Source organism: Burkholderia sp. BE17 (assembly GCF_009362305.1).
Lineage (GTDB): Bacteria > Pseudomonadota > Gammaproteobacteria > Burkholderiales > Burkholderiaceae > Burkholderia > Burkholderia pyrrocinia_C.
In genome coordinates, this window is the sequence record NZ_WHNU01000015.1 from 149,906 (window position 1) to 161,489 (window position 11,584).

12 protein-coding genes are annotated in these 11,584 nt (G+C 68.1%); 10 read left to right on the forward strand and 2 right to left on the reverse strand.

Annotation, left to right across the window (positions count from 1 at the left end):
- The first annotated feature begins 125 nt into the window (after positions 1-125).
- From GD429_RS15375 to GD429_RS15400, 6 genes are all read left to right on the forward strand, one after another.
- Positions 126-659, forward strand: a complete 534-nt coding sequence (locus GD429_RS15375) for a GbsR/MarR family transcriptional regulator (protein WP_047902276.1) — start codon at positions 126-128, stop codon at positions 657-659.
- A gap of 88 nt (positions 660-747) precedes the next feature.
- Positions 748-2,067: an SDR family oxidoreductase gene (locus tag GD429_RS15380; RefSeq protein ID WP_152857666.1), complete on the forward strand. Its 1,320-nt coding sequence runs from the start codon at positions 748-750 to the stop codon at positions 2,065-2,067.
- Positions 2,064-2,534 carry a DUF2269 family protein gene (locus GD429_RS15385; RefSeq protein WP_152857667.1) on the forward strand — a complete coding sequence of 157 codons (471 nt, stop codon included), beginning with the start codon at positions 2,064-2,066 and terminating at the stop codon, positions 2,532-2,534. The genes GD429_RS15380 and GD429_RS15385 overlap by 4 nt, the downstream gene beginning before the upstream one ends.
- Positions 2,535-2,630: 96 nt before the next feature.
- A complete protein-coding gene (locus GD429_RS15390; protein WP_152857668.1) occupies positions 2,631-3,500 on the forward strand; it encodes a thiol-disulfide oxidoreductase DCC family protein in 870 nt (289 codons plus the stop codon).
- Positions 3,497-4,996, forward strand: a complete 1,500-nt coding sequence (locus tag GD429_RS15395) for a TIGR01777 family oxidoreductase (RefSeq protein WP_152857669.1) — start codon at positions 3,497-3,499, stop codon at positions 4,994-4,996. The genes GD429_RS15390 and GD429_RS15395 overlap by 4 nt, the downstream gene beginning before the upstream one ends.
- Positions 4,997-5,068: 72 nt before the next feature.
- Complete coding sequence (locus tag GD429_RS15400) at positions 5,069-5,692, forward strand: glutathione S-transferase family protein (protein ID WP_152857670.1); 624 nt, start codon at positions 5,069-5,071, stop codon at positions 5,690-5,692.
- A 90-nt stretch (positions 5,693-5,782) separates the two neighbouring features.
- On the opposite strand, the gene GD429_RS15405 is transcribed toward GD429_RS15400, so the two are convergent.
- Positions 5,783-7,183 (reverse strand): serine hydrolase domain-containing protein, encoded by a 1,401-nt coding sequence (locus GD429_RS15405; RefSeq protein ID WP_152857671.1) that lies wholly within the window; start codon positions 7,181-7,183, stop codon positions 5,783-5,785.
- A 191-nt stretch (positions 7,184-7,374) separates the two neighbouring features.
- Positions 7,375-8,550 carry a hypothetical protein gene (locus GD429_RS15410; protein ID WP_193727112.1) on the reverse strand — a complete coding sequence of 392 codons (1,176 nt, stop codon included), beginning with the start codon at positions 8,548-8,550 and terminating at the stop codon, positions 7,375-7,377.
- 283 nt (positions 8,551-8,833) lie between these two features.
- On the opposite strand from GD429_RS15410, the gene GD429_RS15415 reads away from it, so the two are divergent.
- The 4 genes from GD429_RS15415 (at position 8,834) to GD429_RS15425 (ending at position 11,319) form a co-directional block, all read left to right on the forward strand.
- Positions 8,834-9,253, forward strand: a complete 420-nt coding sequence (locus tag GD429_RS15415) for an HIT family protein (RefSeq protein ID WP_152857672.1) — start codon at positions 8,834-8,836, stop codon at positions 9,251-9,253.
- A 257-nt stretch (positions 9,254-9,510) separates the two neighbouring features.
- Complete coding sequence (locus GD429_RS40460) at positions 9,511-9,675, forward strand: hypothetical protein (RefSeq protein ID WP_162836114.1); 165 nt, start codon at positions 9,511-9,513, stop codon at positions 9,673-9,675.
- A gap of 151 nt (positions 9,676-9,826) precedes the next feature.
- Positions 9,827-10,486 (forward strand): methyltransferase family protein, encoded by a 660-nt coding sequence (locus GD429_RS15420; protein ID WP_152857673.1) that lies wholly within the window; start codon positions 9,827-9,829, stop codon positions 10,484-10,486.
- A 377-nt stretch (positions 10,487-10,863) separates the two neighbouring features.
- Positions 10,864-11,319 carry a hypothetical protein gene (locus tag GD429_RS15425; RefSeq protein WP_034181694.1) on the forward strand — a complete coding sequence of 152 codons (456 nt, stop codon included), beginning with the start codon at positions 10,864-10,866 and terminating at the stop codon, positions 11,317-11,319.
- Positions 11,320-11,584: the final 265 nt, after the last annotated feature.

Below are 11,584 nucleotides of genomic sequence, written 5' to 3' on the forward strand. Positions count from 1 at the left end.
AATCGGAAAAATCCCGCGCATTGTAAAGGAAGCGGCCGATCGCGGGCGGGCGCGGCCGGAAGGTGCCGAATCGTCAGGTTATTTCTCTCTTGACAGAAATAACTGAAATGAATAAATTTCCCGACATGGAACTCACACCGATTGCCGAACGATTCATTCTCCACTGGGGCGAAATGGGCTCGCGGTGGGGCGTCAACCGAACCGTCTCGCAGATCCACGCGCTGCTCTACCTGGCCGGCCGGCCGGTCGCGGCCGACGAGATCGCCGAGACGCTCAACGTCGCGCGCTCCAACGTCAGCACGAGCCTGAAGGAGCTGCAGGCGTGGCGGCTCGCGAAGGTCGTGCATGTGCTGGGTGATCGCCGCGACCATTTCGAGACGTCGACCGACATCTGGGAACTGTTCAAGCTGATCGTCGAAGGGCGGCGGCAGCGCGAGATCGAGCCGACCCTCACGGTGTTGCGCGATTGCCTGACGAGCCCGGAGATCGCCAACGAGAGCCGCGAGACCGAACAGCGCATCCGCGACACGCTGCAGTTCGTCGAGACGCTCACGACCTGGTCGGACGAGATGCTGCGGCTCAAGCCCGATACGCTGATGAAGGCGCTCGGCATCGGCGCGAAGATCAGCCAGACGGTCAGGCGCAAGTCGTCGAAGTAAGCGGTAACGGAAGTGCGGGCACGAAGCCCGCTTTTTTCGGGATTGATATTTCTGTTTGTACAGAAATAACTGTAAATAGAGGATGAAAATGAACGCAGTCTTGCCGTCGACCGGCCAGAGCGGCCGCACCGGGGAACGCAGCATGACCGTCCTCGTCTGCGGCGCGAACGGCTTCATCGGGCGGGCACTGTGCGCGCAGCTCGAAGCCGGCGGCCATCGTGTGCTGCGCGGCGTGCGCGATGCGGCCGGCTCGCGCGACGTCGCGATCGACTTCGCGAAGGACGTCGAACCGGAAGCGTGGCTCGCGCGGCTGGAGGGCGTCGACGTGGTGATCAATGCGGTCGGCATCCTCGCCGATCGACGCGGCGCGACGCTCGACGCCGTGCATCGCGCCGCGCCGTGCGCGCTCTTTACAGCGTGCTGCCGCGCGCGAGTGCGGCGCGTGATCCAGATCTCGGCGCTCGGCGTCGAGCGCGGCGATACGCGGTACTTCGCGAGCAAGCACGCAGCCGACCGCTTCCTGCAGACATTGCCGATCGACTTCCGGATCGTGCGTCCCGCGCTCGTCTACGGCGCGGCCGGCACGTCGGCGCGGTTTTTCCGGATGCTTGCGAGCCTGCCCGTGCATGCACTGCCGGCGGGCGGCCATCAACGGCTGCGTCCCGTGCATGTCGACGATCTCGCCGAACTCGTCGCGCGGCTGGTCGCGCAGCCGTTCGATTCGCCGACGGCCGGCAGCGCGATGATCGACGTGGTCGGCAACGACGAGGTCGAATACCGCGAGATGCTGGCCCGCTACCGCGCCGCGCTGGGGTTTCCGCCGGCCGCCGGCGTGACGCTGCCGGGTCCGCTGGTCGGCGCGGCAGCCGCGCTGCTCGGCATGCTGCCGGGCGCGATGTTGACGCGCGACACGTGGACGATGCTGCGCGGCGGAAACACCGGCGATCCGGCGGCCGCCACGGCCGTGCTCGGCCGGCCGCCGCGCGGCATCGGCGGTTTCATCGGCGCGGATGCGGCCGCGCTGCGTCGCGACGCGCTCGCGATGTGGCGGCGCCCGTTGCTGCTGGGTGCACTCGCGATCGTGTGGATCTGGACGGCCATCGCAAGCGCGTTCATTCATCCGCTGCGCGCGAGCCTCGCATTGCTCGCGCATGCGCACCTGACGGGGCTGCCCGCGCTGGTCGCGCTCTATGCGGCAAGCGCGCTGGATTTAGCATTCGGCATCGCGACCGTCGCCGCGCCGTCGCGCCGCCTGTGGGTCGCGCAAGCCGCGCTGATCGTCGCGTATTCGGCGGTCATCGCGGTCACGATGCCGGGCCTGCTGGCCGAACCGTTCGGCCCCGTGCTCAAGAACGTGCCGATTCTCGCGATCCTGTTGATCCTGTTTTCAGAAGAAGAACACGCATGAATACCTATCTCGTCGTCAAGGCGCTGCATATCCTGTCCTCGGTGCTGCTGGTCGGCACGGGGTTCGGCACCGCGTTCTACCTGTTCTTCGCGAACCGCACGCGGTCGGTGCCCGCGATCGCGGCCGTGTCGCGGCTCGTGGTGCGCGCGGACTGGTGGTTCACGACACCGGCCGTGATCTTCCAGCCGGCGTCCGGGTTGTGGCTCGCGCATACGGCCGGCTGGCCGTGGCATACGCCGTGGCTCGTCGCGTCGATCGTGCTGTACGCGATCGCGGGCGCGTGCTGGCTGCCGGTCGTGTGGCTGCAGGTCGAGCTCGCCGCGATGGCGAAGCTCGCTCACGTGAACGGCGACGCCGCATTGCCGGAGCGCTACTGGCGTTATGCGAAGCGTTGGGAGCTGCTCGGCTATCCGGCGTTCTTCGCGATGTTGTCCGTCTACTTCCTGATGGTGATCAAGCCGGTGTAGGGCCGTCGCCGCAGCGCGGAGCGGCGGTATGGCGCACCTGAAAGCAGTCAATCGATCGATTCATGATGCTTGCGATAACAAGAAGGAGTGCAAATCATGGACTCAAATGAACTGGTGCTGTACTTCGACGGACGGTGTCCGTTATGCGTCGCGGAAATTCGGCGTCTCGCGGCCTGGAATACTCGACACCGGCTGGCGTTCGTCGATATCGCCGAGCCGGGTTTCGATCCGGCGTCGCTGGGCGTCGACCTGCCCGCGCTGAATCGCGAGCTGCATGCGCGCTTGCCCGACGGACGCATGCTGACCGGCGTGGACAGCATCCTGGCCGCCTATACGCTGGTCGGGCGCCGCTGGCTCGTCTGGCCGCTTGGCGTGCCGGCCATGCGCGACGCGCTCGCGCCGCTGTATCGCCGCATCGCACGCAACCGGCACGCCGTTTCCAGTTGGCTCGGCTATCACGCCGAAGCGCACTGCGAAGGGCCGGCGTGCCGCATCGGCAAGGCCGCTGAAAACACGGCGGCAGATCGCCCTGCGCGCGACAACATGCGCCGCATCGTCGTGCGCTGGATGTATGCCGCAGCGATCGTCCACCTGCTCGTCGGTGTGGCTGTTCCGTGGCTCGCCGGCGCACCGTTCGTCGATGCGTATCACCGCGGCATCGAGCTGCATTTCTGGGCCGGTGCGGCACCGGAACCGGCGCGTGCCCAGCAGATATGGTGGATGTCGCTGATCGGCGCGACGGTGCAGTGCGCATCGGTCTGGATGCTCGCGCTCATCCACCTCGGCAACCGGTTGCGCAGGCGGGAAACGTGGGGATGGCTGCTGGCCGGCCTGTTGGTCTGGGCGCCGCAGGACATGCTGTTTTCATTGCAGGCCCGTGTATGGGGCCACGTGGCGATCGACGCGGCCGCACTCGTCGCGATGGTTCCGCCGCTTGTCTGGATGTTGAGGAGAGATACCGCATGAACACCTTGCCTGCCTACGACTGGGCGCTCAACCTGCTGATCGTGCAGGGCGCGATGGGCGCATTCGATACGCTTTATCACCACGAACTCACGCAGGACCTGCCGCACAGCCCGCGCGCGCGGCTCGAGCTGGCGATTCATGCGGTGCGTTCCGTGCTCTACGGCCTCGTGTTCGTATCGATCGCGAACGTCGCGTTTCACGGCGCCTGGGTCGCGGCGATCGCGGCGGCGGTGCTCGTCGAAGTGGTGCTGACGTTGTGGGATTTCGTGGTCGAGGACCAAAGCCGCAAGCTGCCGGCGACCGAGCGCGTGCTGCACACGCTGCTGGCCGTCAACGGCGGCGCGCTGTTCGGGATGCTCGCGATGCAACTGGCTGCCTGGGCGCACGAACCGACCGCGCTGCACGCGATCGATCTCGGCTGGCGCGGCTGGCTGCTCAGCCTGTTCGCCGTCGGCGTGACGGTATCGGGTATCCGCGACGGGATTGCCGCCTGCCGGATCGCGCGACACGCTCCGGTCGCCAATCCGTTCGCGGGACAGCCGCCGGGCAACGTGCTCGTCACCGGCGGGACCGGCTTTATCGGCGCAACCCTCGTGAACCAACTGCTCGATGCGGGGCACACGGTCACGTTGCTGGCGCGTGATCCGCTGCGCGCGGCCTACCAGTTCCAGGGCCGCGTGCGCAGCGTGACGTCCGTCGAACAGTTGCAGCCGCACGAGCGTTTCGATACGGTCGTCAATCTCGCGGGGGCGCCGGTGTTGGGCGCACGCTGGAGCAAGCGTCGGCAGGCGCTGCTGCTCGCCAGCCGTGTCGGCGTCACGCAGTCGCTGATGCGCTGGGTCGAGACCGCCGAGGTCAAGCCGCGCGCATGGATCCAGGCATCCGCGATCGGCTATTACGGCGTACGGCCGGCCGACGAGCGGCTCGACGAGCACAGCAGCGCCGGCACCGGCTTCATGTCCCAGCTGTGCCGGCAGTGGGAGTTGTCCGCGCAGCCGCTCGAGCGCCATGGGGTGCGCGCGGTGGTGCTGCGGCTGGGCGTCGTGTTCGGCCCCGGCGGCGCGTTGCGCCCGATGCTGCTGCCGCATTACTTCGGGATGGGCGGACGCTTCGGTGATGGCGCGCAGGTCATGAGCTGGATTCACCGGGACGACGTGCTGCGGATCATCGCGCGCGCGATGTCGAACGCGGGCATGCACGGCGTCTACAACGCGGTGGCGCCCGGGGCATTGACCCAGCGCGAGTTCGTGCAGGTCGTGACGAAGGTGCTGCGCCGCCCCGCATGGCTGCACGTGCCGGCCGCGCCGCTGCGCTGCGCGATGGGCGAGATGGCGGAGCTGCTGCTGGACGGGCAGCGGGTGATGCCGGCCCGGCTGCATCAGGACGGATTCATGTTCACGTTCCCGACGGCGGAGCATGCGCTGCGCGACCTGACGAACCGGCCGCACGCCGATTTTTCGGGCCCGGCCTGCCGTTTCCCGCGCCGTCGTGTATAAATTCGGCGTGAACGTGTTCGGGACGTGTCGTGCGTCCCGAACGCTCCGCATCCGACCTCACAAGGAGACTGCATGCTGCACATCCTCGGCAAGATCCCGTCCATCAACGTCCGCAAGGTGCTGTGGCTTTGCACCGAGCTGAACCTGCCGTTCGAACAGGAAGACTGGGGCGCGGGTTTCCGCACGACCAACGATCCGGCCTACCTCGCGCTGAATCCGAACGCGCTCGTGCCCGTCATCAAGGACGACGATTTCGTGCTCTGGGAATCGAACGCGATCATCCGCTACCTCGCGAACCGCTATGGCGGCGATGCGCTTTATCCGGCCGAGCCGCGGGCGCGCGCGCGGGTCGATCAATGGATCGACTGGCAGGGTGCGGACCTGAACCGCTCGTGGGTCGGCGCGTTCCTCGGCCTCGTGCGGAAGTCGCCCGATCATCAGGATCCGGACGCCATCGCGCAGTCGATCGCGGGCTGGACGAAACACATGCGCGTGCTGAACGCGCAGCTCGAATCGACCGGTGCGTTCGTGGCCGGCGGCACCTTCACGCTCGCGGACATTCCGATCGGCCTGTCGGTGAACCGCTGGTTCGGCACGCCGTTCGAGCATCCGGATTTCCCGGCGGTGTCGCGCTATATCGAGCGTCTCGCGACGCGCGAAGGCTTCAAGACCTACGCCGGCAGCGCGAATCCGTGACGCATCGCGGGTAGCGCGCGACGCGGCGGCGTTGCAATCGCCGCCGCGTCGTCGCCGGCATGCACGGGCCCCGGGCCCGCCGGCCTGTCGTCACGCGCCGGGTGCCGGCACCGCGTCGAGCACGCGCGCGAGAAACGCCTCGTGGTTCCACGCGGATTCCGGCCGCGACAGCCCGAGCCGCACGACCACCAGCTGACGGCTCGGCACCACGCTGACGAACTGGCCTTCATGGCCGACCGCATGAAACGCGTCGGCCGGCATCGCACTCGCATGCGGATCGCGATCGTTGAACGGCTCCGGCACCTTGACCCACAGATGCGCGCCGAACTCCTGGCGCGACGACTGCGGCGTCGCGCGCGTCAGGTAGCGCACCCAGCCTTCCGGCAGCAGCCGCTGCCCGTTCCACTCGCCGTCCTGCAGCAGAAGCTGCCCGAAGCGCGCCCAGTCGCGCGCGCTCGCATACATGTACGACGAGCTGCCGAGCGTGCCGGACGCATCGGGCTCGAACACCGCGCTGCGCATCCCGAGCGGCGCGAACAGCGCGCGGCGCGGAAACGCGAGGTAGTCATCGTCGCTGCCGCCCATCGCTTCGCGCATCACGCGCGCGACGATCGCGCTCGTGCCGCTCGAGTAGTACCACTGCTTGCCGGGTGTCGAGGCGAGCGGTTTCGCCGACGCGAACTGCGCGGTATCGGGCTGCGTGAACAGCATCACGGCGACATCGGACAGCGGGTCGTCGTAGTCCTCGTTGAATTGCAGGCCGCTCGTCATCCGCAGCAACTCGTCGAGCGTGATGGCCGCGCGCGGGTCGCCGCTGCCGCGCCATTCGGGCAGCAGCGCCGACGCATCGGGCGACAGCTTGTGCTGTGCGACGAGCGTGCCGACCAGCGCGGCCGTCACGGTCTTCGTCATCGACCAGCCGGGCAGCGGCGTGTCGGCCGTGAAGCCGGGCGCATAGCGTTCGGCGATTACCTGGCCGCGCCACATCACGACGACCGCGCGTGTGCGCCGCGGTTTTGCCGGATCGGGCTCGTCGAATGCGCGGTCGAGCGCGGTCTGCAGCCTGTGCGTATCGATGCCGGCGGGTGGCGCGACGGGTGCCGGCTGCGCGGGCGGCGGATCGGGGAGGGCAGGCAATGTGGCAGGCAACGCGCCGGGCGACGGCCCGAGCGCGAGCGTGCAGCCGAGTCCGGGCCGGAAGTCGGCTTCGCGCTCGGCGAAACCGGCGAAGGTTGCCGCCGCGCGACGATGGTCGGGATCGAGCGACGGGCGCACCAGTTTCAGCAGCGGATGCACGCCGGCCATGATGTCGATGTCGATCACGGACGCGGCCGGGCGGCCCGACACGAACACGCCGGAACACAGCGCCTTCGCCGCATAGCCGGTGGCGATCGGCGCGAGCCGCGACAGCATGTATCCCGCATAGCCGAGTGCGGCCAGCAGCACGAGGGCGGCGCCCCGTCGGATCAATGGCTTGATGGGTGTCGTCATGCGCGGGCGTCCTCGGTTGTCTGCGGGCGGGCGATGAACCGGCAGTGTCGCAGGTTCGGGCAAGCGGTGGCAATCGCGGGTGCTGGCGACGCCGGGTGGCGTCGGTCGGGCGGAGGTTGCCCGGCGTGTGTGAATCGTATGTGTCGATCGCGCATGTGGACGGGCCGCATGCGGCCCGTCCACGTGGTGCGTCATTGCGAGTTGTCATTGTCCGAACGCAGTGTCCAGACCGTCGCGGTATTCGTGTTGTCGTCGACGGCCGCGAATTGCAGCTGGCCTTTGCTGCCGTGCCCGAACGCAAGGCCGAATGCCGAGCCCGGCGCGGTATCGACCTGCATCTGCGCGACGAAGCGCCCGTCCACCGTGAATTCGACGATCTCGCTCGGTTGCAGCGGATCGGGGTTGACCGCGTCGCCGTTCGCGGTCACGAGATGGCCGTTCGGCGCGAGCGCCAGCGCGAGCGGGCCGTGCAGGTGCTTTGCGTCGAAGTAGATCATCCGTCCGACGCCACCGTTGCGGTTCGTCGACGCGGCGTTCTGGATCGCGAACACCGCGTTGTCGCCGGTGGACGCGACATACAGGACGTCGATGTTCGGGTCGTACGCGAGGCCGGTCGGGCCGACGACGAGCGCGTTGGGATCGGTCCGGTTCACGTAGCCCGACGCGATGATGCGCGAGCCCGGCAGCATCGTGACGCCGTCGTTGCCGATCGCCAGTTCGATCCGTGCGACCGTGCCGTTCAGTACGTTCGACACGAACGCGGTCACGCGCTGGCCGCGATCGATCACGGTCATGTCCCACGGCCCGTCGAGCAGCGTGGCGCTGACCAGTTGCGTGACGAGATTGCCCGCCGGATTGATGACGAGCAGCGAGCCCGGCGCGACGACGGTCTTGCCGTCCGGCGTCGGCAGGTTGCCGACCAGCACGAAGCCGCTGCGCAGCACCGTGAGCGCGGTCGTCAGGCCCAGATTGCTACCCTGGAAGAACGTTGCCGGCGTATTGCCTGGCGACAGCTTCACGATCGTCGTACCGGTGCCTTGCAGGTTCGACGCCGCGTTGAAGTTCGACACGACGACGTCACCTGGTTTCAACGGGCTCCAGGTCGGCACGCCGCGCGGCACGAACGCGATGCCGTACGGATTGAGATCGCCGTTGGCGGGCACGGTCGATGCGGTGACCGACGAAACCGGCAGGATGATGTCGCTGCCGCCGGCCCACGCGAACGTCGACGACAAGGCGGCCAGCCCGGCTGCGCACGCCGCACGGCGTAACGTGCGCGCGATCACGTGCGACGCGCGCGCGAACGCCTGCGGGTGCGCGGCGAAGAAGGGCGGGGCGGGGGAACGACAGGTGGGGAGAGGGTCCATGGCATGACTCCGGTTGATGAACGCGAGCAGTCATCCCGGCTGCCGGCCAGCGCAGCCGACGGGTGTCCGGCACGGGTTCGCGATCTTGCCGCGCGAACCCGCGCTCGAAATAAACGGATGGTGACGGCTGCTTATTCCATCCGGTTAGGCATGTTGCATGCGCCGGCATCGATTGTTCGCTGCAGTGGCGACACGACCTGACAAGTTGAAATATCGAGCGCCGAAGGCCGATAATCGTCCGGCATCGAATGCTCACCCAGTCCAACCGTAATCGGAAAACGCCATGTCCTATGACAACAACAACCCGTTCGCCAGAATCCTGCGCGGCGAACTGCCGTGCGTGAAGGTCGCGGAAGACGACGCGACTCTCGCGATCATGGATCTGATGCCGCAGGCCGACGGTCACGTGCTCGTGATCCCGAAGGAGCCGGCCGCGCAGATCTTCGAGCTGTCCGGCGATGCGGCCGCGGCCGGCATCCGGATGACGCAGCGCGTCGCGGCGGCGGTGCGCGCGGCGCTCGAGCCGGACGGCGTGTTCATCGGCCAGTTCAACGGCGCGGCGGCGGGCCAGACGGTCCCGCACGTGCACTTCCACGTGATCCCGCGCTGGGAGGGCGCCGAGCTGCGGATGCATTCGCGCGACATCGCCGACGCGGCAACGCTCGAATCGATCGCGCAGCGCATTCGCGCGCGTTTCGTATAACGAATCGACGGCAGGCGGCGCGGCGCGGCGGCTGAGACCGGCCGGCCGCCCCACCGCCATCGCCTGTTTCGGCGGTCACGCGAAGTAACACGTGTAACCGCCGGCGAAACTCGGCTCGGCAATCCCGGCGCTAGACTCCGCGCATTACTTCATCGAGCGACAGGAAGAGCGGATCGCCTCTTCGTGCCGGCCGCCGCCCCGCGCGGCGGCGTGGTCTTCGCAAGGTGTCATTCGTCTTTCGCGCCGGGAATCGAGCCATGTCCAGACTTCTCATCACGCTTGCCCTGATCGGCGGCCTGTCCGGCTGCTACGTCGCGCCGCCGTACGGTTACGCGCCCGCGCCTGCCTACTACGGCTACGCGCCGGCGTATTACGCGCCGCCCGTCAGCGTCGGGATCGGCGGCAACTTCCGCATCCGCTGACCGCGCACCCGGCGCGGGCCTTGCCCGCACCGGTTCGCTGCCTTCACCGGACGATTCGCGCGGATTCGCGCGCCGCATGACGACGGCGCGCTGCGCATCGTGCGTGCGGTTCCTATACTTCACAGGAAAGCGCATCTCCAGTGAGGCAGCCATGCCCGTCACACGCAAGGTCGCTGTCCTGTCGGGCGTATCCACGCTCGTCTATCTCGGGCTCGCCGTGCTCGGTTTCGGCGGGCTCGCTGCCTTTTTCTCGCATCCGCCGCTGATCGCCGTCGTCGTCGCGACGCTCGCGATGGCCGTCGTCGCGATGTTCACCGAAGGCAACCTGAGCGCCGGCGAGCGCGAGAGCCGCGACAACCGCTGGGTGCTCGCGGCATTCGCGGTGAGCGGCTTGCTGCTCGCGTATCTGCCCGCGCTGACCGACCGGCTCGATGTCTGGACCTTCGGCGGCGATACGGTGCGATGGTTCGGCGTCGCGCTGTACATCGCGGGCGGGGCGCTGCGCATCTGGCCCGTGTTCGTGCTCGGCAAGCGCTTCAGCGGGCTCGTCGCGATCCAGCCGGGCCATACGCTCGTGACCGACGGCATCTACCGCCGCATTCGCAACCCGAGCTATCTCGGCCTGCTCGTCAATTCGGTAGGTTGGGCGCTCGCGTTCCGCTCGGGCGTCGGCGTGCTGCTGGTCGCGCTGATGACGGTGCCGCTCGTCGCGCGCATCCGCTCCGAGGAAGCGCTGCTGCGTTCGCAATTCGGCGCCGAATACGATGCGTATTGCGCGCGGACCTGGCGGCTGCTGCCCCGCGTGTACTGACCCCTCATCCCATCCCAGACCGTCGTTTCGGCGCGCGCTCACGACACGTGCCCGATGTGTTGCCACGTGTGTCTCGAACGTGCGACGGCGCACGTGGCCCGCCTGCCATTCCGCATGGCTCGATCCTCGCCGAAGCCAATGCCGGAAAGGGTTTCGGGCGATTTCGAGGGGCGCGTTCGAGGGCCGTTATTCGCAAACAACTTGTTACCAGAATGTCCACGGCAAGGGTGTGGGACCGGTGCTATTCTTCGCCGCAAGCTCGTTGAAATGAATTGGTCCGGGGTTCGGCACAATGCCTGAACCGACGTCGATCGATTCAGATCGTCGTACCGAGCGGACCTTCGATAACCAGATTGCGAACAAGGAAGAATACGGGAATGTGGAAGAAAATCGCCCCCGCTCTCGTCGTCGCCGCGCTGACCGGCACGACTGCACTGCCGGCATTGGCCGGTGACTTGAACAACGCGCTTGGCGGCGCGCTCGGCGGGGTTGCCGGCGCAGCGGTCGGCGGCGCGGTCGGCGGCAGCACCGGCTCGGTAATCGGCGGCGCCATCGGCGGCGGCGCGGGTGGTGCGGTGACGTCGAACCGTCGCGAGCGCACCGGCGCGATCATCGGCGGCGCACTCGGCGGCGGCGCAGGTACCGCGGCAGGCAACGCGATGGGCGGCCGCACGGGCGGCCTGCTGGGCGCGGCGGTCGGCGGCGGCGCGGGCGCGGCGCTCGGCGGCAACATGTCGCGCAGCTCGTACGAGCGCGATTACGGCGATCGCGGTTATCGCGGCGATCGCGGCTATCGTCGCCACAAGCATCATCACCACCGCGACTGGGACTGATCGCCGCTGGCGCGGCACGGTGCGCGACCTGCGCACCGTCGCGCCGACGGCGTCGGCACCCGACGCGAGCATCGGCCCGGCGGCCTGCCGGGCCGCCCCATCGCCGGCCAGACCGGCGCCCCTTTCCGGCTTCATCAGCCGCTGCCATACGCCCGATCGACGGGCCGGCCATTTCCCTCCTCGCCGTATTTCCCCGCTTCCCGACCCTGCCGTCTGCCGCGTTTGAATGCGTTTGCGCAGAATCGGCGAACGCCATCCACCATCC